This is a genomic window from Pontiella sp. (genome assembly GCF_041622395.1).
Classification (GTDB): domain Bacteria; phylum Verrucomicrobiota; class Kiritimatiellia; order Kiritimatiellales; family Pontiellaceae; genus Pontiella.
The window spans coordinates 1-23,661 of the sequence record NZ_JBFJYW010000013.1; the positions used below are offsets into that span (position 1 = coordinate 1).

At 60.3% G+C, this 23,661-nt stretch carries 24 protein-coding genes and 1 pseudogene; 20 read left to right on the plus strand and 5 right to left on the minus strand.

What is annotated here, in order from left to right; all coding sequences use genetic code 11:
• The 4 genes from ABYO54_RS01470 to ABYO54_RS01485 form a co-directional block, all read left to right on the plus strand.
• On the plus strand, positions 1-1,250 hold a 1,250-nt coding region (locus ABYO54_RS01470; RefSeq protein ID WP_372806197.1), incomplete at its 5' end, for an ammonium transporter.
• An 18-nt stretch (positions 1,251-1,268) separates the two neighbouring features.
• The gene (locus ABYO54_RS01475) at positions 1,269-1,610 is read left to right on the plus strand and encodes a P-II family nitrogen regulator (protein WP_372806199.1); all 342 of its coding nucleotides are present in this window, start codon (positions 1,269-1,271) and stop codon (positions 1,608-1,610) included.
• Positions 1,611-1,730: 120 nt separating this feature from the next.
• Complete coding sequence (locus ABYO54_RS01480; protein ID WP_372806201.1) at positions 1,731-2,459, plus strand: hypothetical protein; 729 nt, start codon at positions 1,731-1,733, stop codon at positions 2,457-2,459.
• A gap of 224 nt (positions 2,460-2,683) precedes the next feature.
• The gene (locus tag ABYO54_RS01485; protein ID WP_372806203.1) at positions 2,684-3,412 is read left to right on the plus strand and encodes a TorF family putative porin; all 729 of its coding nucleotides are present in this window, start codon (positions 2,684-2,686) and stop codon (positions 3,410-3,412) included.
• 67 nt (positions 3,413-3,479) lie between these two features.
• Here the strand turns inward: ABYO54_RS01485 and nspC are convergent, their stop codons facing one another.
• The 3 genes from nspC to ABYO54_RS01500 are packed head-to-tail and all read right to left on the minus strand — an operon-like array spanning position 3,480 to position 7,364.
• A complete protein-coding gene (nspC, locus tag ABYO54_RS01490; protein ID WP_372806204.1) occupies positions 3,480-4,589 on the minus strand; it encodes a carboxynorspermidine decarboxylase in 1,110 nt (369 codons plus the stop codon).
• Positions 4,590-4,592: 3 nt separating this feature from the next.
• A complete protein-coding gene (locus tag ABYO54_RS01495) occupies positions 4,593-6,167 on the minus strand; it encodes an NAD(P)/FAD-dependent oxidoreductase (protein WP_372806206.1) in 1,575 nt (524 codons plus the stop codon).
• Positions 6,168-7,364 carry a saccharopine dehydrogenase family protein gene (locus tag ABYO54_RS01500; RefSeq protein WP_372806208.1) on the minus strand — a complete coding sequence of 399 codons (1,197 nt, stop codon included), beginning with the start codon at positions 7,362-7,364 and terminating at the stop codon, positions 6,168-6,170.
• A gap of 171 nt (positions 7,365-7,535) precedes the next feature.
• Between ABYO54_RS01500 and trpB the strand changes: the two genes are divergently transcribed.
• The 13 genes from trpB to ABYO54_RS01565 all read left to right on the plus strand — a co-directional run bounded on the left by trpB (position 7,536) and on the right by ABYO54_RS01565 (position 19,934).
• A complete protein-coding gene (gene trpB / locus ABYO54_RS01505) occupies positions 7,536-8,732 on the plus strand; it encodes a tryptophan synthase subunit beta (RefSeq protein ID WP_372806210.1) in 1,197 nt (398 codons plus the stop codon).
• A 220-nt stretch (positions 8,733-8,952) separates the two neighbouring features.
• On the plus strand, positions 8,953-9,120 hold the full coding sequence (locus ABYO54_RS01510; protein ID WP_372806212.1) for a hypothetical protein: 168 nt from the start codon (positions 8,953-8,955) through the stop codon (positions 9,118-9,120).
• Between the two features lie 37 nt (positions 9,121-9,157).
• The gene (locus ABYO54_RS01515; protein ID WP_372806213.1) at positions 9,158-9,403 is read left to right on the plus strand and encodes a hypothetical protein; all 246 of its coding nucleotides are present in this window, start codon (positions 9,158-9,160) and stop codon (positions 9,401-9,403) included.
• Between the two features lie 5 nt (positions 9,404-9,408).
• On the plus strand, positions 9,409-9,933 hold the full coding sequence (locus tag ABYO54_RS01520) for a TadE/TadG family type IV pilus assembly protein (protein WP_372806215.1): 525 nt from the start codon (positions 9,409-9,411) through the stop codon (positions 9,931-9,933).
• Between the two features lie 4 nt (positions 9,934-9,937).
• Positions 9,938-11,521 (plus strand): hypothetical protein, encoded by a 1,584-nt coding sequence (locus tag ABYO54_RS01525; protein WP_372806216.1) that lies wholly within the window; start codon positions 9,938-9,940, stop codon positions 11,519-11,521.
• Between the two features lie 2 nt (positions 11,522-11,523).
• Complete coding sequence (locus tag ABYO54_RS01530; RefSeq protein WP_372806218.1) at positions 11,524-12,051, plus strand: hypothetical protein; 528 nt, start codon at positions 11,524-11,526, stop codon at positions 12,049-12,051.
• Positions 12,041-12,766: a hypothetical protein gene (locus ABYO54_RS01535; protein WP_372806220.1), complete on the plus strand. Its 726-nt coding sequence runs from the start codon at positions 12,041-12,043 to the stop codon at positions 12,764-12,766. The genes ABYO54_RS01530 and ABYO54_RS01535 overlap by 11 nt, the downstream gene beginning before the upstream one ends.
• 32 nt (positions 12,767-12,798) lie before the next feature.
• Positions 12,799-13,602, plus strand: a complete 804-nt coding sequence (gene cpaB, locus ABYO54_RS01540; RefSeq protein WP_372806222.1) for a Flp pilus assembly protein CpaB — start codon at positions 12,799-12,801, stop codon at positions 13,600-13,602.
• Between the two features lie 9 nt (positions 13,603-13,611).
• The gene (locus tag ABYO54_RS01545) at positions 13,612-15,273 is read left to right on the plus strand and encodes an ATPase, T2SS/T4P/T4SS family (protein WP_372806223.1); all 1,662 of its coding nucleotides are present in this window, start codon (positions 13,612-13,614) and stop codon (positions 15,271-15,273) included.
• On the plus strand, positions 15,270-16,145 hold the full coding sequence (locus ABYO54_RS01550; protein ID WP_372806225.1) for a type II secretion system F family protein: 876 nt from the start codon (positions 15,270-15,272) through the stop codon (positions 16,143-16,145). Before ABYO54_RS01545 ends, ABYO54_RS01550 begins: the two co-directional genes overlap by 4 nt.
• Before the next feature lie 7 nt (positions 16,146-16,152).
• A complete protein-coding gene (locus tag ABYO54_RS01555; protein WP_372806226.1) occupies positions 16,153-17,082 on the plus strand; it encodes a type II secretion system F family protein in 930 nt (309 codons plus the stop codon).
• Positions 17,083-17,187: 105 nt separating this feature from the next.
• Positions 17,188-18,513, plus strand: coding sequence for an FHA domain-containing protein (locus ABYO54_RS01560; protein ID WP_372806228.1), 1,326 nt, complete (start codon positions 17,188-17,190; stop codon positions 18,511-18,513).
• Between the two features lie 23 nt (positions 18,514-18,536).
• Positions 18,537-19,934 carry a PEGA domain-containing protein gene (locus tag ABYO54_RS01565; RefSeq protein ID WP_372806230.1) on the plus strand — a complete coding sequence of 466 codons (1,398 nt, stop codon included), beginning with the start codon at positions 18,537-18,539 and terminating at the stop codon, positions 19,932-19,934.
• A gap of 22 nt (positions 19,935-19,956) precedes the next feature.
• On the opposite strand, the gene ABYO54_RS01570 is transcribed toward ABYO54_RS01565, so the two are convergent.
• Positions 19,957-20,301 (minus strand): DUF192 domain-containing protein, encoded by a 345-nt coding sequence (locus tag ABYO54_RS01570; protein WP_372806232.1) that lies wholly within the window; start codon positions 20,299-20,301, stop codon positions 19,957-19,959.
• 51 nt (positions 20,302-20,352) lie between these two features.
• Here ABYO54_RS01570 and ABYO54_RS01575 point away from each other — a divergent pair, with 51 nt between their 5' ends.
• Together ABYO54_RS01575 and gmk are read left to right on the plus strand one after the other, a co-directional pair.
• Complete coding sequence (locus tag ABYO54_RS01575) at positions 20,353-21,234, plus strand: YicC/YloC family endoribonuclease (RefSeq protein ID WP_372806234.1); 882 nt, start codon at positions 20,353-20,355, stop codon at positions 21,232-21,234.
• Between the two features lie 8 nt (positions 21,235-21,242).
• Positions 21,243-21,893, plus strand: coding sequence for a guanylate kinase (gene gmk, locus ABYO54_RS01580; protein WP_372806236.1), 651 nt, complete (start codon positions 21,243-21,245; stop codon positions 21,891-21,893).
• A gap of 23 nt (positions 21,894-21,916) precedes the next feature.
• Here the strand turns inward: gmk and ABYO54_RS01585 are convergent, their stop codons facing one another.
• Positions 21,917-22,138, minus strand: a complete 222-nt coding sequence (locus ABYO54_RS01585) for a helix-turn-helix domain-containing protein (protein WP_372806238.1) — start codon at positions 22,136-22,138, stop codon at positions 21,917-21,919.
• Between the two features lie 394 nt (positions 22,139-22,532).
• Between ABYO54_RS01585 and ABYO54_RS01590 the strand changes: the two are divergent.
• Positions 22,533-23,661, plus strand: a pseudogene (locus tag ABYO54_RS01590) (hypothetical protein); the annotation flags it as partial.

Below are 23,661 nucleotides of genomic sequence, written 5' to 3' on the forward strand. Positions count from 1 at the left end.
CCGCTTATGCGATAGACAACATGTTCCTGTTGCTGGGGGCAATTCTCGTTCTCTTCATGCAGGCGGGTTTTGCCATGGTTGAGTCCGGATTCAACCAAGCGAAGAACACGGTGAACATCCTGTTCAAAAACCTGATGGATCTGTGTATCGGCATGATTTTGTATTTTGTCATCGGCTACGGCCTGATGTATCCGGGCGATGGAAACGGTTTCCTCGCCTTCGGTCAGTTCGGCATCGGTGGAATCGGTGCGGATGCGGCTGAAGCAGGGGCATTGGCTCCGCAGGTCGACTGGTTGTTCCAGGTGGCCTTTGCCGCCACGGCCGCCACGATTGTTTCGGGTGCGGTTGCCGGACGCCTCAAGTTCCATGCCTATCTGGTTTATAGCGCGGTTATCACCGCCTTCATCTATCCGATTTCCGGCTACTGGAAATGGGGCGGCGGCTGGCTCGACGGAATGGGCTTCTACGACTTCGCCGGTTCGCTCGTTGTGCATGCCGTCGGTGGTTTTGCCGCTCTGGCCGGTGCCATTGTTCTCGGTCCGCGTATCGGACGCTTCACGAAAGACGGAAAATCCAAAGCGATGCCGGGCCACAACCTGCCCATCGCCGCTCTGGGGGTTTTCATCCTGCTCATCGGTTGGTTTGGGTTCAACCCCGGTTCGCAGCTCGCGATCGTCGGTAAAGACAACACCGATGCCGTTATGCTCATCGCCGTCAACACCCTGCTCGCGGCCGGCGCCGGCGGCGTGCTCGCCATGCTCACCACCTGGATCATGCACAAGAAGCCGGACCTCACCATGGCGGCCAACGGCGTACTCGGCGGCTTGGTCGGTATCACGGCCAACTGCGACGGCGTTTCGAACGTCGAAGCCATCATCATCGGTGCGGTTGCGGGCGTTCTGGTCTGCCTCGGCGTCAAGTTGCTCGACAAGCTCAAAATCGACGACACGGTTGGTGCCTTCCCCGTGCATGGCCTCTGCGGCGTGTGGGGCGGTATCGCGGTTGCCCTGTTCGGTTCCTACGACGGATGCAGCTCCCAGGCGATCGGCGAATACGGCAACTGGGTGGCTCAGCTCACCGGTTCCATCGTAATTCCGATCTGGGCCTTCGTGACCATGTTCATCCTCTTCTCCATCCTCAAGGCCGTCGGCATGCTCCGCGTCAGCAAGGAAGAAGAACTCCGCGGACTGGACATCGGCGAGCACGGCGAAGAAGCCTACAACGGCTTCCAGATCTTCACCACCAACTAAGCTGAAAGGAGACGAACAATGAAACTCATTATCGCATACATACAGCCTGAACAGCTCAACGAGGTGAAGCAGAGCCTCTACGAAAAAGAAGTCTACAAGATGTCGGTGACCAATGCCATGGGCTGCGGCCAGCAGAAGGGCTACCACGAAACGTACCGCGGCGCTGACATCGAGGTGAACCTCCTGAAAAAGGTCCGCGTTGAGATCGCGGTGAACGACGAGTTCCTCGACACCACCATCGAAGCCATCATCGCCGGGGCCCGCACCGGGAATATCGGCGACGGCAAGATCTTCGTGCTCGACCTGCCGGACTGCATCCGCATCCGGACCGGCGAAAAGGGCCCCGAGGCCATCGGTTAACAACGAATTCAAGGAGGCCGGGTCCCAATCAATTTCCTTTCGCATCCTCGAGGGTGTTGAGCGGGTCCGGTCTCCGGTTTATCCAAACCAACAAGCAATCAGAGATAAGGAGAAATGAAAATGAAGAAAATTATTACGACAACGATCGCAGCCGGCCTGGTGGCCAGCGGAGCTTTTGCCGAAGTGGCGGTAACGATGGATCTGGTTTCGGCATACGTTTACCGCGGTGCCACGTTCCTTGACAAGCCGAGCTTCCAGCCGGGCGTTGAAGCCGCGGGCTTCGGCCTTGCCGAAGAGTATGGTTCCATTGCATTCGGTGCATGGGGCAGCTACGACCTGGATGGCGACAACTCGTCCACCTTCCAGGAAACCGACTGGTACGTTTCCTACGGCCTGCCGAGCATGGTTGACGGCCTGGACCTGAGCGTTGGTTATTGCGAATACTCCTATGGTTCCAACTCGGCCGATAAAGAACTGAGCTTCGGCGCGGGTTACGACCTGTCCGGCGTTGGCCTGGGGGTCACCCTTTATCAGGGTATCGGCAGCTCCTTGATCGGTATCGGTACGCAAACCTACCTCGAATTCACGGCGGGATACGGCTACGACTTCACCGAAGAACTCAGCGGTTCGATCGATGCATCCCTCGGCTGGTTGGACGAAGGCAACGCGGGCGACGAGTCCGGCTTCAACGACTATTCCGTCAGCGCAAGCCTCGGCTATGCCCTTTCCGAACTCTGGAGCGTTAGCGGCTTTGTTTCCTACATCGGTCAGATTGACGATGCCGTCCTTACGGATGATGAATATGATGTGAGCTTCGTCGGTGGTATCGGCGTTTCTTGCGAAATGTAAAAGCAGGTTTGGCCTGTTAAGGAAAGCGTCCCGTCCGGGGCGCTTTTTTTTGGCGACCAACCGCTGCCGGGTTCTTGAAAAACCGCAACGTCCGGCCGGCTGCGGTTAAAGAATTGACAAGGCAAAGCGGGTCGTGCTAACTCGTGTCAAACCTCGTGGAAGGCAAAACCAGAGGCGATCTCTGGCAGGATTGGGTCAGTAAATACAAGCAGAAGGAGATATCGATGAAGAAATGTATTATTGCAACCGTTGCGGCAGGACTCGTTACCGGCGGCGCGTTGGCCGGCGTCAGCACCACGTTCGATTTGGCATCCGCATATGTTTTCCGCGGCGTCACCTACAACGACGGTGCCGTTTTCCAGCCGGGAATCGAGGCCGCCGGGTTCATGTTGCCGGAAGAATACGGTTCCATTGCGGTGGGAACGTGGGCCAACTACAATTTCAGTGGATATAATTCTCCCGACTACCAATTCTCGGAAGTCGATTTGTATGCCGCTTACAGCTTGCCGACCCTTGTGGACGGCATGGATCTGTTTTTGGGCTACACGCAATACACCTATGGCGGGGGGGCCGATCAGCTGGATGACAAGGAAATGAATTTCGGCATCGGCTACGAAATCTCCGGGGTTGCCCTCGGCGCAACGGTGTATTATGGCCTCGGCGGAGCCGTTGACCAGAGCCTCTATTATGAACTGGCTCTGGGATATGGCGTGGAGTTAACGGATGAGCTCAGTGGCTCGGTTGATGCGCGTTTCGGCTTTGCCCATTTCGATGGCGGCGAAAGCGGATTCAGCGATTACGACATCGGTGCTTCCTTGGCCTATGCGCTGAGCGATGCCTGGAGCGTCGGCGCATCTGTCGCCTACATTGGCCAGGGCGAAGACGATGTGCTGACCGATGCGGCGCATGACGTCAGCGTCGTCGGCATGCTGAGTATCGGTTGCGAAATGTAAAAAAGCCGCTTTGGCCTGCAAAGAAAAGCGTCCCGCCCGGGGCGCTTTTTTTATGATCCGTCCCGCATCAGCCCAGCCGGGTTTTGTAATCCCCGTAGCCAAACTCCCGAACCACCTCGAGGTCGTCGCCGCGCTTGATGGCGATCGCCGGGTGCTGGATGCCGTTGAAAAACGTCGTTTTCACCATCGAATAGTGCGCCATGTCCCGGAAGACAAGTTTGTCGCCGACGTTCAACGGCGCATCGAACGAATAGTCGCCGATCACGTCGCCGGCCAGGCAGCTCATGCCCGCGAGTTTGTAGCGGTGCGCCTTCTCGCTCGGGAGCGCCGCGCCGTCGATTTCCGGGCGGTAGGGCATCTCCAGCACGTCCGGCATGTGGCAGGTGCAGGAGACGTCGAGGATGGCGATCGCGCCGTCGTTGTCGATGATGTCCAGCACGCTCGCCACCAGCACGCCCGCGTTTAGCGCCACCGCCTCGCCCGGTTCCAGAATCACCTGCACATCGTATTTCGCCTTGAAGTCGTTGATCAGCTTGACCAGCAGCTCAATGTCGTAGTCGTCGCGGGTAACGTGGTGTCCGCCGCCGAAGTTCACCCATTCCATGTGGGGCAAAATATCGCCGAACTGCGCTTCGATCGCCTTCAGCGTGGTGGCCAGGTCGTCGGAATTCTGTTCGCACAGGGTGTGGAAGTGCAGCCCGGTAATCCCGCTCAAAACCTGCCCCTCGAAATCCTTGCGGCGGATGCCGAGCCGGGAGCCCGGTGCGCACGGATCGTAGATGGCGTGCGCCGGATCCTGCGTCGAGCATTCCGGGTTGATGCGCAGGCCGAATTTGATCCCGTCTTGCATGTGCGGTCGAAACCGCTGCAACTGCGCAAACGAATTGAAATCAATCTCGTCGCACAGCGTCAGCAATTCCGCGAAGTCGGCCTCGGAATAGGCGGCCGCAAAGGCGTGGACCTCCTTGCCGAACTCCTCGCGGCCGAGCCGCGCCTCCCATGGCGAGCTGGCGCACACCCCGTCGAGGTACTCGCGCACCACCGGAAACAGCGGCCACAGGGCAAAGCCCTTGAGCGCCAGCAATACCTTGCAGCCCGTCCGCGCCTTCACGTCCGCGAGCATCTCGCAGTTGCGGCGGATCAGGTTTTCATCGACGATAAAGGCGGGTGTTTTCATGGATCATCCTTTGAGGGCGAACTCCTCGGCGATTTTCATGCCGTCGAGGGCGGAGCTGACGATGCCGCCGGCATAGCCCGCGCCTTCGCCGCAGGGGTAGAGTCCTTTGATTTCCGACTGGCCGTCGCGGCCGCGCAGGATGCGCACCGGCGCGGAGCTGCGGGTTTCGGAGGCATAGAGCAACGCTTCTTCCAGCGGGGTGCCGTTGAGCTCGCGCATCATTCCGGGCAAGGCCGCGTGCAGCGTATCGGCCACGAAATCCGGGAGAATTTCCTGAAGCACGGCGGGAACCGCCCGCTGGCAGGAGCGCTCGCCGGGCAGGTCGCCGAGGTTGCCTTCGAGGAAATCGACCAGCCGTGCGGCGGGCAGTCCATAGTCGGAGCCGCCTGCCCGGAATGCTTTTTCCTCCATGGCTTCCTGGAAGGCCACGCCGCCGAGCACATGCGCGGTCGGGAAATCGGCCTGTTCCACCGGAACCAGGAACGCCGCGTTGCCAAAGGGTTCCGCCCGGGCCGAGAGGCTCATGCCGTTGCTGGTGAGCAGGCCTTCGGACGATGCGCACGAGATGACTTCGCCGCCGGGGCACATGCAGAAACTGTAGCAGCGCCGCGCATGGGCTTCTTCCTTGCGGGTCAGCCGGAAGCTGGCGCTGCCGAGCAGGGGGTGCTCCGCCCATTTCCCGTACTGCGCCGTATTGATCAGCCGCTGCGGGATTTCCAGCCGTACGCCGACGGCAAAGGGCTTGGCTTCGAGCGGGACGCCGTCGCGGGCGATCTGTCCATAGACGTCGCGGGCGCTGTGGCCCGTGGCCAAAAATACCGCATCGGTGCGGATCTCCTGGCCCGAGGCTTTGATGCCCCGGACGGCGCCGTTTTCGATAATCAGTCCTTCGAACCAGGTATTGAAGGCGCAGGCGCCTCCAAAATCCCGGATTTGTTGGCGGATTGCCGGAATGATCTGCGTCAGGTCGTCGGTCCCGATGTGCGGCATCGCGTCGATCAGGATATCGGTCGACGCGCCGCAGGCCACCAGCGTCTCGAAAAAGCGGCGGACCCGCGCGCGGTCCTTGGTGCGCGCGGTCAGCTTGCCGTCGGAAAAGAGTCCGGCCCCGCCTTCGCCGTAGAGCACGTTGCTCTCGACGTCGAGCGTTCCGCTTTTCCAGAATTCGGCCACCTGGCCTTCGCGGTCCGGCGTCGCCGCGCCGCGTTCGATCAGCAGCGGCTTGTGTCCCGCCTGCGCAAGCGTCAGCGCGGCCATGAGGCCCGCCGGCCCGGCGCCCACGACGATCGGGGGATTCGTCGACGGGGCGACCGCGGGGTAGGTCGGGGCGGGCTCCGGTCGCGGCGCCTTTTCGACCCGGCCCGGCTTTTGCATCGGCGGCTTGCCGCGATGATCCACCTCGACCGAGAGAATGTAGCGCGGCAACACGTCCTTTTTCCGGGCGTCGAGCGAGCGGCGCAGGATCTCCAGGTTGGAGAGCTGGTCGCTATCGCAACGCAACTGGCGGCAGATGGCTTTGATGACGTCGGCTTCGCCGTAATTCAGGCGAACCGCCAGCTGGTTGATTCGCAATCGCATCTAGTCCAACTCAACGACGGGACCTTCGATGACCTTCCACGGCAGACCGTAGCGGTTCAGGTCGTCCATGAAGGGATCGGGATCCATCTGTTCGATGTTGAAGACGCCTTGGCCCGTCCACTTTTTCTCCAGCAGCATCTTGGCGCCGATCATGGCCGGTACGCCGGTGGTGTAGGAGATCGCCTGCGATTTCACCTCGGCGTAGCACGCCTCGTGGTCGCAGGTGTTGTAGATCGTGACGGTTTTGGTTTGGCCGTCCTTCAAGCCCGTCATCTGGCAGCCGATCCACGTTTTGCCCTTGGTGCGCGGGCCGAGCGATGCCGGGTCGGGCAGCAGGGCTTTGAGGAACTGCAGCGGGATGATCTTCTGGCCGTTGAACTCCACCTCGTCGATGCGGGTCATGCCGACGTTGCCGAGCACTTCGAGGTGCTTGAGATAGCTGTCGCCGAAGCTCATCCAGAAGCGCGCGCGCTTCAGGCCGGGGATATGCTTGCCGAGCGATTCGAGCTCTTCGTGGTACATCAGGTAAATGTTGGGGGTTCCGATGTTTTCCGGCACCTCGAAGGAACGCTTGACCGAAAGCGGATCGGTTTCGACCCATTCGCCGTTTTCCCAATAGCGCCCCTTGGCGGTCACTTCGCGGATGTTGATTTCCGGGTTGAAGTTGGTGGCGAAGGGGTAGCCGTGGTCGCCCGCGTTGACGTCGATGATGTCGATCGTGTGGATCTCGTCGAGATGGTGTTTCTGGATGTAGGTGCAGAAAACGGAGGTTACGCCCGGGTCGAACCCGCTGCCGAGCAGGGCCATGATGCCGGCTTCCTTGAAGCGGTCGTGGTAGGCCCACTGCCACTTGTATTCGAATTTGGCGGTGTCTTCCGGCTCATAGTTGGCGGTGTCGAGATAGGCGACGCCGGTTTCGAGGCAGGCATCCATGATGTGCAGGTCCTGATAAGGCAGGGCCACGTTGATCACCAATTCCGGGCCGAAGCGCTGGATCAGCTCCACCAGCTCCGGCACGTTGTCGGCATCCACCTGCGCCGTTTGGATCGGCCGGTCGAGCTGGGCCGCGATCGCGTCGCACTTCGCCTTCGTCCGGCTCGCCAGCATGATTTCCGAAAACACCTCCGGCAATGCCGCGCACTTATGCACCACCACTCCGCTGACTCCGCCAGCGCCGATAATTAAAACTTTCGACATAAATTTTCTCCTGAAAAACGAATCGAACAGATAATCCAGCCCTGCGCCAATTGCAAGCACCCGCTCCCTCGGTTTTGGCGGTGGGGCGGGCGCGTTTGCGGGGATTAGCCTTGAAATGACCGGGCGGGGCGGGGATTATCCCGCTTTGATTTTTTTACAGAGGAATGTTGAATGAAACCAACCCAACCCGATAGGCAGGGCCATTTCGGCAACTATGGCGGCATGTTCGTGCCGGAAACGCTGATGGAGCCGTTGAACGAATTGGCGCGCGTTTATAAGGAAGTGCGCAAGGATCCCGCGTTCAAGCAGGAGCTGCAATATTACCTGCGCGAATATGTCGGCCGCCCGACGCCGCTCTATTTCGCGGAGCGCATGACCCGCGAACTCGGCCCGAAGATCTACCTCAAGCGCGAGGATCTCTGCCATACGGGCGCGCACAAGATCAACAACTCGATGGGGCAGATCCTGCTGGCCAAGCGCATGGGCAAGAAGCGGATCATCGCCGAAACGGGCGCGGGGCAGCATGGCGTGGCCACGGCCACCGTCTGCGCCATGTTCGGCCTCGAGTGCGTCGTCTATATGGGCAAGGTCGATATGGAGCGCCAGTCGCTCAACGTCTTCCGCATGGAAAGCCTCGGCGCAACGGTCGTCCCCGTGACGGTCGGCCAGCAGACGCTGAAGGAGGCCGTCAACGAGGCGATGCGCGATTGGGTCACCAACATCCGCACCACCCACTACATTCTCGGCTCGGCGCTCGGGTCGCATCCGTATCCGATGATGGTGCGCGATTTCCAGAGCGTGATCGGCATCGAAGCGCGCAAGCAGATTCTCAAGGCCGAAAAGCGCCTGCCCAACGCCCTGATTGCCTGCGTCGGCGGCGGCAGCAACTCGATTGGCCTGTTCCATCCCTTCATCAAGGACGAGGGGGTTCGGATGATCGGCGTCGAGGCGGGCGGCTTCGGGATCGAGGGCGGCATGCACGCCGCCCGCTTTGCGCAGGACAAGATCGGCATCCTGCAGGGCACCAAAACCTATGTTTTGCAGGACGACGACGGCCAGATTGCGCTCACCCACTCGATCAGCGCCGGGCTCGACTATGCCGCCGTCGGCCCCGAGCACAGCTTGTTGCGCGACCTCGGCCGCGCCGAATACTCCTACGTCACCGACGAGCAGGCCGTCATGGGCTTCGACCAGCTATCGCGGTGGGAGGGCATCCTGCCCGCGCTCGAAAGTTCGCATGCCGTGGCCTGGACCATCCTGAACGCGGGGCAGTTCTCGAAGGACGACCTCCTCATCATCAATGTCTCCGGCCGCGGCGACAAGGACGTGATGCAACTGGCCGAGTGGAAGGCCAAGCAGGCGGGCTAAACGGACCCTTCCAGGCTGCAATGAACCGCGTTCCGGCTGGGGCGCGGTTTTTTTATGCCAAGATCCCGGTTCGCCAGCGTCTGGTTTATGACGAAATCGTAACCTTTACGAGCGGGCGTTTGTCATGCCGCGCGATTACAACGGTGATTTGTATTCCAAATTTCGGCGATTCACGTACAATTTCCAGCATTTGGAAACCGTTATCGGAAGAGAAAGCAGGATGAAGCAGGATCGGAAAGCGAACAGTAAAAGCGGGCAGGTGATGCTGGAATATGTGATGGCGGTGGCCATTTTCATGGGCGTCGTCCTGATGGCGATGTTGCTCTACGACGCGTTTCAGGCTTATGGCAACCGGGCGCTCTATCTGATCGGGTCCGAATACCCGTAAGAGACAGTTTAGTAGAAGCTTGAACCAAGGAGACAACATGAAAGCAAAGCTGAAGAGAAAACAGGGCCAGGCGATGGTCGAGTATATCATTATTGTTGCGGTGGTCGCCGTTGCCGCGCTCGTGGTGTTTGGGTTGTTTGGCGACACCATCCGCCAGAAAATGTCCGGCGCGATCAGCACGCTGGATAGCGGGGACAATGCGTCGGCGGCGCAGTCCGATGTTTCGGACAACACCTCGGCCGATTTCCTGAAGAATCTCGATGCCGAAGGCAGCACGGACTAGCCGCGGTGACCGGATCCCGCAAGAACAAAGAAGGCGCAAGCATCGTGGAATCGTGCATCGTCATGATTCTGCTGTGCCTGATTTTGTTCGGGATCCTGCAGGTTTCGATTCTTACGGCGGCGCACGACGTGTTGCTCTACGCCGCTTCGGCGGGGGCGCGTTGCGCCACCATCGGCTACAACGACACCATGGTCGAAAAGACCATCCGCGTGGCGGCGTTGCCGAGCATGGGGCCCAAAAAGATCGGACTCGGCGAAGAGATCTCGCGCATTCGCGACTACATCGCCTATGCCGAGTCGGCGGACGACAATTCGCTGCTGAGCCACATCGACGATGAATACTGGGATTCGATCCAAAATCCCAGTGTTTCGCTGGGGGAGCAGGTAACCATATCCGCTTCCCAGCTCTACCCGATGACCTTTCCGTTCGCGGGCGCCTTCTACAACACGGACTACACCGAACTCTCCACCGACGGGCTCGACGATGTCGAGGTGAAGATGGAAAACCACGCCTATCTTTATCTGAACTGATTCCATGAAAACCACGCACGCAAACAAATCCGGGCAGGCGATCCTTTTTTTGATCTTCGTTCTGCTGATTGGCACCGTGGTGGTGATCTGGAACTTCAACCTCCACCGCGGCGTGATCACGAAGATCCGCATGCGCGATGCCGGCGACTCGGCGGCGCTGGTCGCCGCCCGCTGGCAGGGGGTTGCGCTCAACATGGTCGGCGAACTGAACCTGGTGCAGGCCGTCCTCGTTACCGAAGCGGTGCACGACGGGCTGCCGGAGGAGGATGAAGACACCGGCGAGCTCTACGAAGACGAGGACGATGCCCTTTATTCCGTGATCGGCGACGAGCTGGACCTGATCAACAACCTGCGCAACCGCATTGTCCTGCACGGTCCGCTGATTGCGTTTTCCGCCGCCCAGCAGCTCGCCTTCAACAACCGCATCCACAAAAACAACGCCTATTCCGAATCCTATGAAAACATCCTCGGCTACATCGACAGCTCCGATACGGACTGGCAGGAAATGGTGTTCGAATACACCGACCTGCTCGCCTCCATTGCCGACAACGGGATCGCGACCCGAACCGTCTTGGCGCTCGATTCCCATATCCTCTTCGATGCCGGCTTCTACAACGCCATCGAAACCGCCATGCTCTACAACAGCTGGTGCGCCTTCTACTACAATTCCGAATACCGCTCCTACCTCGAAAGCTATTCCGACGCCAGCGACTGGCCGGACCTGCCCGAAAACGCCGGGTTCTCGATTCTCGGCTTGGGCGTCCACCAGTCGGAAAAGACGCTGGTCAATCTTTTCAGCCAGCTGACCAACGACCTCTCGGAGGTGACCGAGATGTTCCAGGAAGTCGCCGACGAATGGAACCCGGATGTGATCGACGCCGATGCCATCTCGACCTTTTCGCTGGATTGGGCCACCTATGGTTCGAGCTGGAACGAATCGTGGCAGGATTTCATCGACGAGAACGGCCTGCCGTTCCGCAGCACGGTGCTGGAGCAGTTCGACTACATGGGGCCGGAGGCCATTTTTGAAATCAACATCGGCGGTCGCACGGCAGGCTCGAGCGCCCGCGACAGCGAGGATGGGTTCGAGGAAACCTACGGCGGTGCGGACTATGCAACAACCCGGAGCACCAACGGGACTGTCGAGGCCTATGATTTTGATCTGGATAAATATGGCGATCCGCCCGAAAAAAGCACCCGCAGCATGCGCTGGATTTCCGCTGCGAAAATCTTCGGGTCGATCGATCAGGGGACCGGCGAAATCCCGTTGACGCCCAACTCGTTCGGCATCGTGCTGCCTTCGTTTACCGAAGCGCGCCTGATTCCCGTGCAGCGGGCCGTCGGCAGCGTCAACTCCGATTCGTTGGCCCACAACTTCGTGCATGTGCCCGAGTTGATCGAAGCGGACGATATCTCGGTGCTCGACCCCACCTGTGCCGACTGCCAGTTGCTGATTTGGTTCGACGAAGCCGCCAATCGACAATTGGGCATCGACTGGCTGGCCGATGACGAGAACACGGACGATTGCTGGCAAGGCGGTGGCGGAGGCGGTGGCGGCGGAGGCGGCGGTGCGCCGTTCGGACATTGACGATGAAGATGCGCAAGACAGGCCAAGCCATGGTGGAGTTCCTTTGCGGACTCGTGGGGATTTGCGTGATTATCTCCGTCCTGCTGCAGATCAACGTGATCAGCCGGGAGCACATGATTGCCGTCCTTTCGGCCCGCGGCCAAATGGGCGAGTTGCTGGCCGGCAGCTATACCGGCAGCAGCGATGCGGATTATCTCTCCGGTTGGTCCGAGGGCACCGACGAGTATCAGTATTCCGAAGACGACGAGTCCGAGACCGGCAGCGCGACGGATTTCACCGGGGCGCTCGCCACCGCCATCTCCAACGAAGCCTTCGAGGTCGATTTCCTCCTGCCCTATTTCCAGACCAACCTCATCGACGACATCTGCCAGGCCGGCTCGGATGTGGTGGACCTCTTCGGGGTCAACATGGTCGAAGAGGAGACGGAACCCATCGAACTGCTGCCGTTCGTCCGAAACCTGGTCTACGACGCCGACGACATAACCCTCAAGTACAAGGTCTACATGCCTTGGATCAACGATGTGGATTGATATGCCGCGCAACCCTCCGTCCATCCACGGCCTTTTAGCCGCCGGCCTGCTGCTGCTCCTGCCGCTCGCCGCCGGCGCCGACGTCTTCAGCATTCTCGGCGAACGGTGGAACGGCTGGATTCCGGTCGGGGGACTGCCCTGGAAAAAGGCCTACGAAGCCGAAATGATCGTCAACGACAAGCACCGCGTCATGCACCTCTATTCCGCCCGTTTCGACGAACCCGTGTTGGCCCAGCTCAACCACGTCCTCCAGGGTCTGGGCGCAAAGTTCACCTATTCCGCCACGGCGGACGGCCTGACGGGCGTCGCCCGCAAGGACGGGTTCGAGGTCCGCGTGCTGGTCTCTTCGCCCGGCAGCGAGCCGCGACACCTCATCTTTCTCACCTATGTCGACCCGAACGGCCGCCGCAAGATCAAGGATCCGGTTGCGCCCTATCCGAATGGCGAGAAGCTCTCGTCGGTCGTCAACCTCAAGACCGAGACCACCTATTTTTCCTACAAGACGCCCGATACGCCGATGGAAATCCACCAGTTCTACGAGCGCACGCTGCTCGCCGACGGCTGGGAGCGGATGACGCCGCCGGCCTTCGACCGGGCTTCCGTCGAGGCGATGGCCGTCTTTCAGAAGAAAAAGCAGGTGTGCCACATACAAGTTAGACAGAGGGATGGTTTTTCGAGTACCATCGCCGTTTTAGTGAAGAAAGGATCCATGTAGGCCCCACGGCCCATGGCAGGAAGGAAATCCGGATGAAGAACAAGACTCTTTTACTGTTGGCCATTTTGCTCGGTGCGGCGGCATTCATTGTGAACTCGCGCTACCTGAGCAACGAACGCGAAAAGCTTTACAAGGGCGCCGTGAAGATCCAGGTGCTCTCCGCCGCACGCGATCTGCCCGCCGGCACCGAACTGAAAATCACCTCGGGCGACGATACCGACATCGGGGTCAAGCGCGAGTTCAAGAGCGCCGTCGGCGACAATGTCCTGCTGCCCACCGACTTCCAGCGCGTGGCCGGCAAAAAGCTGCTGCTCCCCCTGAAAAAAGGGGAGCCGCTCTGGTGGTCGCACGTCGATATGCCCCGCCAGCAACGCACCGGCCTTTCCTCCACGATCCAGTACGATTCGATGGGGCGCGACAACTACCGCGCGCTCTCCGTCCCGATTTCCGGCGCGGCCGCCGTCAGCGGCATGATCAAACCGGGCGACTACGTCGACATCCTCGGCACCTTCACGATGCCCTCGAAGCTCAACCCGCAGCTCTCTGAAAAAGTGACGACAACCCTCTTCCCGAAAGTCAAGGTGCTGGCCGTCGGCAACCGCGTCGGGAACGACCCCTCCGCCCCGCAACGCTCCGCCGGCGGGTCCACCATCACCTTCGAGGTCGAGCCGGATGTCGCCGAGATCATTGTGTTCGCCCAGCACTCCGGGCAGCTCTATCTCACCTTGCGCCATCCCGACAACCCCGACACGACCACGCCCGGCGTCCGCATCGATTTCGACACGCTCGAAAGCCTGGTGCCGCAAATCAACGCCACCCGCCGCTTCAACAACTAGGTGCCCGGTATGCAGGAACTGCGAATCACACATCCCCAACGCGACCCCCAGGTGCTCGACGCCCCGTTCGGCGTCTACATGATCGGGGCGGACGCCTCCAACCGCATCGTCCTCGACGACGGCAGCGTCGAGGAGGCCCACGCCGTGCTGACCCTGATGGAGGACGAATGCTACATCGAAGATCTGATGGGCGCCGGGATTTTCGTCTCCGGCGAGCGCATCGGATCGCGTAAGCAAGTGTTCCGCGGCACGCCGATCCAGATCGGCAACTACACGCTGGTTTTCGCCCAGAAGAACACCGCCGCGCCCCCGCCGGCCCGCCCGTCGGCCCCCGAGGTCTTCAAGCCGAAAACCGCGAACATGAACCTGCTGGCGATCCAGAAGATCAAGCAGCAGATCCACGAAGAACTGGTGGAGCGCCTCGACCTCAAACGCCTGAGCATGAGCAAACTGCAGGATCACGAGCTGCAGGAAAAAATCACCAAGACCCTTTCCGAGATCATCCACGAAATCCGTTCGCGCCTGCCGGCCGGACTCGAGCCCAACCGCCTCGCCAAGGAAATCTTCGACGAAGCCGTGGGCCTCGGCCCGCTCGAAGACCTGCTCGCCGACGACTCCATTACCGAAATCATGGTCAACGGCCCGGGCCAGATCTATGTCGAACGCGCCGGCAAACTGACGCTGACCGACTGCACCTTCATCAACGATGCCTCCGTCAACGCGGTCATCGACCGCATCGTGTCGCCGATCGGCCGCCGCATCGACGAAAGCCAGCCCTACGTCGACGCCCGCCTGGCCGATGGCTCGCGCGTCAACGCGGTCATCCATCCGCTATCGCTGGTGGGGCCGTGCATCACCATCCGCAAATTTTCCAAGGAACCCTTCCGGGTGCAGGACCTGATCAACTTCGGCACGCTTACCGCCGAGATCGCCGACTTCCTGCGCGCCTGCGTGCTGATGCGCAAGAACATCATTGTTTCGGGTGGTACGGGCTCCGGTAAAACGACGCTGCTGAACGTGCTCTCGAGCTATCTGCCCGACGACGAGCGCATCCTGACGATCGAAGACGCCGCCGAGCTGCGGCTGACGCAGGCGCACATCGTGCGGCTCGAAGCGCGCCCGGCCAATATCGAAGGGCGCGGCGCCGTCACCATTCGCGATCTCGTCCGCAACGCCCTGCGCATGCGCCCCGACCGCATCGTGGTCGGCGAGTGTCGCGGCGCCGAGGCGCTGGACATGCTCCAGGCCATGAACACGGGCCACGAAGGTTCGCTCACCACCATCCACGCCAACACCCCGCGCGATACGCTTGCGCGTCTCGAAACCATGGTGCTGATGGCCGGCATGGATCTGCCCGTGCGCGCCATCCGCGAGCAGGTCGGCTCGGCCGTCCATTTGATCTGCCAGATTTCGCGGTTCTCCGACGGCTCCCGCAAGGTCAGCAAAATCACCGAGGTCTCCGGCCTCGAGGGCGACCGCATCACCCTGCAGGATATTTTCGAGTTCGTGCAGACCGGGGTCGATGAAAACGGAAAGGTGCTCGGCATGGTCCGGCCGACGGGCGCCGTGCCGACCTTCATCGAAGATATCGCCACGCGCGGGGTCGTCATGGACCGCTCCATTTTCGACACGGGTAAATTTGAAAATCGCAAGTGGGGAGGTAAGGCGTGATCTGGGTGGTTCCCTCGCTATTCGCGCTATGCGCCTTCCTGATGGGGTGGGCCATCCTGCGCATGCTCGGCGAAGCCGAGGAAAGCTATGCCGGCGACTACACCGCCGATACCGCGCGCCAGTTCGAGGAGTTGTTCCTCTTCATTTCCCCGCGCCAGATGCTCTCCATCTCGCGCTCGGTCGCGACGGTGGTCTTTTTCCTGCTCTTCTTTGCCGCGGGCAATGTCGAAAGCATCGCGGGCGCGATTACGGGAACCGTTGTGGGCAGCCTCGGCGCGGCCGCGGCGCTGTTTGCCCAGCGGCTGATTCTGCGGGTCCTGAAGATCCGGCGCTTGGACCGTTTCAACAACCAGCTCGTGGACGCGCTCGCCAATATGAGCAACGCGCTCAAGGCCGGCTTCAGCATCCAGCAGGCCTTCGAGTCCGTCGTGGCCGACGGCCTGAACCCGATTGCCCAGGAATTCGGCATGTTCCTCCAGCAGCTGCGCGTCGGCGTCCGATTCGACGAAGCCCTGTCCGACATGGAAAAGCGCATCGGCAGCGAGGACCTGATGCTGATGACCCAGGCCATCGAGATTTCCCGCCAAACCGGCGGCAACCTGACCGAGGTCTTCGACCGCATCGCCGAGACCATCCGCGAGCGGCGCAGGATCGAAGGCAAGATCAAGTCGCTCACGGCGCAAGGTCGGATCCAGGGAATCATCGTAAGCCTGATTCCTATCTTTCTGGCCGCATTCCTCTATTTCTACGATCCCGGCATGATGATCGGGTTTTTCCGGTCGGTGGCGGGGATCGCCATCATGGTTATCATTTTGATTTTAATGGGTTGCGGCGGTTTGCTGATCCGGCGGATCGTCAACATCGACGTGTAGGGAAGGCATGGACAACTATATTCTCATCTCCAGTTCGGTGTTTCTGTTCTCGGCGTTCGTGATTGCGTGGCAACTGATGCGCACCGCGCAGCACGTGACCTACATCACCTTGGCGGACGGCCGCCGCCAGGAACGGAGTCTTCCGTTCCTGATCCGCCTGTCGTTGCCGTTGGCCGCGGGCGTTCCCAAATACATCACGGAACATCGGTCGTTCGAGCAAAGCCGCATGCGGCTCGATCAGAAACTCGTTTCGAGCGGCTACGAGGGGCTGATCCAGCCGCGCGAGATGATCGGGCTGCGGATCGTCGTGCCGCTGGGCATCGGCGGTTTCCTCTGCCTGCTGCTGGCGGCGCTCTTCTTCAACATGGAAGGGAAGTTCGGGCAGGCGCTTGCCGAGCGCCAGGCCGCGTTCTACGTCCTCTTCCTGATTCTCTTCGGTTTCTATCCCGACCTCTGGCTCAAACGCGCCGTAAAGGAACGGCACCACAAGATCGAACGCGCGTTGCCGTTTGTGCTCGATCTGCTGACGCTCTCCGTCGAATCCGGCCTCGATTTCATGACGGGCATCAACCGCATCATCCAAAGCCGCGATGTCGACCCCTTGGCCGAGGAGCTCATCCGCATGTTCCGCGAAATCCAGGTGGGCCGCTCCCGCAAGGAGGCGCTCAAAAACCTCTCCAACCGCATCGGCCACGCCGATGTGCGGTCGCTGACCAACGCCTTGATCCAGGCCGACGAACTCGGCTCGGGCATCGGCGGGGCCCTGCGCATCCAGGCCGACCAGATCCGGACCAAGCGTTTCCAACGCGCGGAAAAACTGGGCAACGAAGCGCCCGTCAAAATGATTTTTCCGTTGGTGTTTTTTATTTTCCCGTCCGTCTTTCTCATCCTGTTGGGGCCGGTTATGCTCCAGATGATGACCCGGGGCGGGCTGTAGTAAATTTGGGATTGGCGGTCTGCGATGGCCGGTTGATGGGGCGCCGCCGTCCCGGATTCCGCCGCTCGGAGATCAACGATTCGCATTCAAAAATAGGTACTGACTATGTCTCATTTGATAATAGAACAGGGTAGAGAGGTTGGCACCGAGGTCACCGTTCCCCCCGGCGGGATGAAGTTCGGCCGCTCCCCGGCCAACGACCTCGTGCTGGACGATTCCTCGGTCATGCTCTTCCATGGACGCTTTTTCTTTAAATCCGACGGCTCCCTCTGGGTGACCGACTTCGGCGCCGGCGAGAAAACCACCGTCGGCGAAATCCCGGTGGACGAGCAGCGGCTCAAGGTGGGCGACCTCGTCTCGGTCGGCTCCACCTCCTTCCGCGTGATCAAGGCGGATTCCGCGGATTCCGGCGAAGTCGTTCTGCCGCTGTACGAAGCCAATTCGGTGCCGGACGAGATCGATCTCGGGTTCGGCCCCTCGAAGGCGGAGCGGCGCAACGAGGTGCACGCCGCGGGCAGCCATGGCAAGGGCGGGTCGTTCACCCATCGCCTGATGCAGGTGCTCATCAGCATGCTCGTGATCGGCGTGCTGGTCTATGTCGGGATCGAGGCGCTGAAGCTTTCGTCCGGGCCTTCGACCCTCCCCGTTGCGCCGCCGGAAAACACGCTGGCGCTCAGCTACGAGCGGGTGCAGGCCGACACCGCCAACATCTTCCGCTACCAGCTCGACCTCGATGAAAAGGGCAACTTCATCGTGGTCGTCGACGACCTGATCAACAACCGCCACGTCCGGAAGGAAAAGCGCATCTCCGAGCCGATGATGCTTCAGCTCGCCAGCCAGCTCGACGAGACCGCGTTCTTCGAAAGCGGCTCCGACCATGTGGGCATCGCCGAAGGGCAGTACGACCTCTACGACCTGACCATCCAGCGCAATCACCGCTACCACCACATCAAGGTGCTCAACCGCATGCCGCCGCAGGAAATCAAGCGGGCCGCCTCGATCATCGAGGAGTTCGCCAAGAGCGAGGTGCGCGAGCTGTTCACCATCCTGATCCCGACGCCGGAACTCCGCCGCTATGCCGAGCAATCCTACCAGCTCGGCCAGGCGCGCTTCGCCGAGCGCGAACTGCGCCACCGCAACCTGGCCGAGGCCATCTCCCATTTCGAGGAGGCCATGCTTTATCTGGAGACGTTCGAGCCCAAGCCCCCCTTGTTCGAAGAGGCCCGACTGGGCTTGGAGAAGGCCACCGAACTGCGCGACATCAAATACGAAGATCTCATGTTCAAGGCCGACCGCGCCATGCGCTTGAAGGATTGGGAAGATGCCGACCGCATCCTCAAGGTCCTGGCCGAGCTGGTGCCGGACCGCGGCGATCCGCGCTATGACAAAATCCGGTCGAACATGCTGATCGCCGAACGACATCTCAGGTAGAACCCATGATGGAAACATTTGCTATGAAAACAAAAACCGGACTCTCAATGCTCCTTTCGCTGGCGGCCACGCTGTTGCTCGCCGGCTGCGAACTCGAAAAGCCCCAGGCCGGACGGGGGGGCATCACCATCAACTCGAACCCGGACAACGCCGATATCTTCATCAACGGCGTTCAAAAGGGGACGACCCCCACCACGATCGGCGGCCTTCCGCAAGGCGACTACATCATCGAATTGCGCAAGGGGGGGTATGCCAGCACCTACAACGCGCTGACCCTGCTGGAAGGGCAGGAGGAAACCGTCGATGTCCAGATGAACCGCATAACCGGCCTGCTGCTCGTCGAGTCGAACCCGCCGGGGGCGGACGTGCTGATCGACGGCGTCTCCAAGGGCAATACGCCGCTGCTGCTGACCGACCTGCCCGTAGGCACCTATAAGCTGGAGTTCCGCTCCGCTTCCCAGTTGCCGCGCACGATGGAAGCCGAGCTGGTGGACCGTACCCCGGTGCGCGTGTTTGCCGAGCTCATCTCCAATACCGCGCAACTGACCGTCACCTCCGTGCCCGACAGTGCCGAGGTCCGCATCAACGGTATCCTCAAGGGAACCACGCCGGTCACCATCGAAGCCGTGCAGGCGGGCCAGTCCGACGTCAAGGTTTCCAAGCGCGGCTACAAGCCCCACTCGATCCGCATGACCTTCGAGGCCACCAAGCCCTACAAGATCGCGGCGGAACTCGAGGCGCTGCCCTCCGGCCTTACGGTGCTCACCGATCCCGAAGGCGCGCGCATCATGATCGATAACCAGCCCGTCGGCGATTCGCCCATCACCCTCAAGGATCTCAAGGAAGGCCCGCACGAAGTTACCGCTTCGATGAACGGCTACGCCACCAAGACCAAGACCATCTTCCTCGAGCCGGACGTCAACGACAGCGTTGAGTTCAACCTGGTGAAGAACAGCGGCACGCTTGTGATCGATACCGAACCGGCCAACGTGCAGATCTATGTCGACGGGAAGCTGCTGACCACCACCCAGCCCAAGGGCGGGTCCGATGCCTTGTCGCAGCCGGTGCGCATTACCCTGCGGTCCGGCATCGACCACACCATCCAGCTGGTGCGCGAGGGATTCGTTTCGCTCACCACCACCGTGCAGTCCGAGGTCGACCAGGTGGTTACGCGCCACGAGGTTCTCAAGCGGATCTTCGTCTACGACACGAAGATCGTTACCGACGACGAGATCATCAAGTGCCGCGTCGAATATCGCCTGCCGAACGGCAACATCTACTACGAGCGCTATCCGGGGGTATTCAATACCGCCAAGGCCGCCGATATCCGCGATGTGCAGCCGATCACGCTCGAGGACGAAAGCAACCGCGAAGCGCGGCGGCTGATTGAAATGAGCAAGCAGGTCGTTCCGGCCCAGTAGGGCAAACCGGGCGGTCGCCGGGTCAATCCGCGATCGCCAGTTCGGTTCCCGGCTCAACCGCCGCCAGTTCGCCGGCGGCGGTTTCGAGTACGCAGGCGGTGCCGCGCGGCGCAAAGCCGAGCTGCCACGGCTTGAGGTGGCGCGCCACCTTCAATACGCGCATATCCCGGTCGAGAAAGGCCGCATCGATCGGGAAGCGCATGAACCACATGTGGATGCTGCCGCATGGGCGCAAGAGCATGCCCGTGCCCGCCGGCAGCGAAGAACGCCCCAGCAGCCCCTTCATCCGCGCTCGGGTCGACTCCGCCAAAACCACCGCTCCCAGCAGAGGGCGCTTGCTCCCATCGTTTATCAAAATGCGTGACATGCCCCATAAAATCCTAAATTCTCGCGCTTTATTCAAGATCAAGGAACAACTATGGCACTAAAGAGCATGACGGGTTTTGGCGAGGGAGCGGCGGCCGGCGAAGGCATTCACGTTGCGGTCGAGGTGAGTTCCGTCAACCGCAAACAGTTGGACATCAACGTCAACCTGCCGCGGAACCTCGTGACCCTCGATGCCCAGGTCCAGAACATGGTGCGCGCCGAATTTACGCGTGGCCGGGTTTCCGGCATCGTGCGGGTCGAAAACGCCGACGGATCGGCCGGGGCGGTCAAGATCGACGCCAAGCTGGCCGGCCAGTATGTGGAGGGCATCCGCAAGACGGCGGCCAAGCTGAAGCTGGCCGACGACCTGGGCGCCGAGACCATTGCCCGCCTGCCCGGCGTGGTGACGGTCGAACAGGAAAACCTCGATGCCGGCCACGTCTCGACCCTGCTCGAACAGGCGTTGGGCAAGGCCCTGCGCGGGCTGGCCAAAATGCGCGCCGCCGAAGGCAAGGCCCTCGAAAAGGACCTGCGCGGGCGGCTCGCCCTGCTCGACGGCATGGTCAAGACCGTCGCCAAGCTGGCGCCGACCGTGGCCGTGGGCTACCGCGAAAAACTGTTCCAGCGGTTGGAAGAGGCCGGATTGCAGGAGCTCGCCGCCGACGAACGGATCGTCAAGGAGATCGCCCTGTTCGCCGACCGCAGCGACATCAGCGAAGAGCTGACCCGGTTGAAGAGCCATCTCGAGCAGACGCGCCTGCTGCTGCGCTCGCCGGAGCCGGTCGGCCGTACGCTCGACTTCCTGTGCCAGGAGCTGTTCCGGGAAATCAATACGGTTGGTTCGAAGGCCAACGAAGTGGAAATCACCCGCGTGGTGGTGGCGTTTAAAACCGAGCTTGAGCGCATTCGCGAACAGGTGCAGAACATAGAGTAGGAACAAGCATGGCTGAGGAAAACGAACATCAATTGATCCAGGAAGAACCCGTTTATCCCCGCGCATCGCGGCCGTTGATGCTGGTCGTATCGGCTCCTTCGGGGGCGGGCAAGAGCACCCTTTGCAACCGCCTGGTGGACGAATTCCCGAAGGTGGTTTATTCCGTCTCCTGCACCACCCGCGAACCGCGCGGCGAGGAAAAGGATGGCGAGCACTACTATTTCCTTTCGAAGAAGGAGTTCAAGGAGCGCATCAAAAACGGCGAATTCCTCGAATTCGCCAAGGTGCACGGCAACTATTACGGCACCCTTGAAGACACCGTCCTCTACGCCATGGAAGAGGGCAACCATGTCTTGCTCGATATCGACGTGCAGGGCGCCAAGCAACTGCGCGAATCGCTCGTCCGGCTGGATCCGCGCCACCCCATCCGCCGCGGCTTCACCGACATCTTCATCTCGCCGCCTTCCATGGAAGAACTGGAAAAGCGGCTGCGCGGCCGCGCCACCGACGAGGAAAAGGTCATCCAGAAGCGGCTCGAAAACGCCGCCGCTGAAATGGCGTGCCGCAACGAATATACCTTCCAGATCGTCAACGACGATCTCGACAAGGCCTACCACGAACTAAAGTCCGTCTTCCTCTCGGCCATCGGGATGGCATAGCACCGCGGATTATTCTGCTCCGTTCAACGGGGCGGGTCTTCTTCGAGCTTGAATAGTTCGGAGAGTGTGATGTTCAAGGCATTGGCGATTCGTTCGCAACCTTCCAGCGAGGGTGCGTGGATGCCGCGTTCTACGAAACTGATGAATTCAACGGAATAGTTCGTTGCTTCGGCGAATCGTTCCTGCGTGAATCCCGCTTCTTTCCGCAATCTCGCTATGCGTTTGCCTATGCGTTTCTTAATCACGCAGTAAAACTACGGCCCCTTGCTTTTCGCGCCCACGTAGTCAAACTGCGTTTGTGAGGGTTTTGACTTGCAGGTCACGGACGGTAATAGTATTGCTGTTTTTACTTTTAAGTTATGAAAGCAGCTTGATATATGCACAAAGGCTTGTTTGTCTGTGTCGGTTTCATTTGAGATTTCTTCCTCCACTGCGACGGTGCCTATAATGAAAGGGAAAAGATGAAAAAATTAGTGATGGGAGCCATTTTTTTGATCGCAGGGACGGCAATGTTGGCGGGCGGTGCCGTTAATGACGGGGTGGTCGATTCGCTGGAGGAGCTAAGGGATCTCTATGTCGAACATCAAGAAAGCTGGGTTCCTCTGGCTTTGCCCGGCGAGCAGTTGCTGATTCAGGACTATGCACCTTACGGTGCCGTTCCGCTCGGATGCGTTGCCGAAAAAATTCATGAAGCAACTGGTCGGGGATTCTGGTGCCGGCGGAGTCGCGGAATATCGTGTAGTGGCCTACGAGGATTGGGAAACGCGCGAGGTGGTCTTTTGCGATTCCGCATTTACGACCGAGCTTGGGCGGCTCGATGCCGATCCGCTGCACGATCCATATGCCTACCTCCGTTCCCAATATGGTCTTTCCTCGACGGATTCGCTGGATGGAATCGATTCGCTCGAGGTTTGCCGCCTCGACACCGCGAACATCGCCGCCGAGTTTACGCTGGTCGATAACGATTTCTATTCCACCTACCTGCTCGCCGAAACGGAAGTCGCCACCGTTTCGCGGATGTCGACCACAACGGACGGACTTCCCGAGCTACCTGTCTCGACGAACACGAACACCACGGTTTCCGCTACGGTCAATGTCTGCGCCGATGTGGTTTTTACGTTTCCTCTTTCCACTAATTTTGGAGGGCATGCGGAAATCTTCAAGACAACGAACTTGCAGTATGTTGATTGGTGGGTGGAAGAAAACCGCGTTTCAGTTACGGGCGGTACGGACTTTGCATGGACCGACGTGGGATCGTCGAATCAGCCCGTAGGCTATTACATTCTCTCTCCGGCGGATACGGATACGGATGGCGATGGCTACAGCGACCTGCGCGAAACCATGTTCGCAACGGGCGGCAATGGGCCGAATGTTTTCGACATGGTCGATGAGGACGACGACGGCCTGCACGACTGGTACGAGCTGTCCCGCTTCGGAAATCGCGATCGTAATGGGACCGGCGACTACGATCTCGATGGATTGAAGGATAATGAAGAGATGGTTCTGGTACCCGCCACGGGCAACGCCGCCGCGTATGTGCAGCTCAACAGCGAGCCCGCCGAATACGACACGGACCGCGACGGTATCGACGATGGGTATGAAACCGCCCGCAGTTTCCTCGATCCGTTTGATCCAAGCGATGCCGCCGGCGACAAGGATTTTGATAACCTAAGCAATCTCGTCGAGTACCAAATCGGAAGCGATCCGGAAGATTGGGATACCGATGACGATACGCTGCCCGATGGAATCGAAAACAGATGGGGTACCA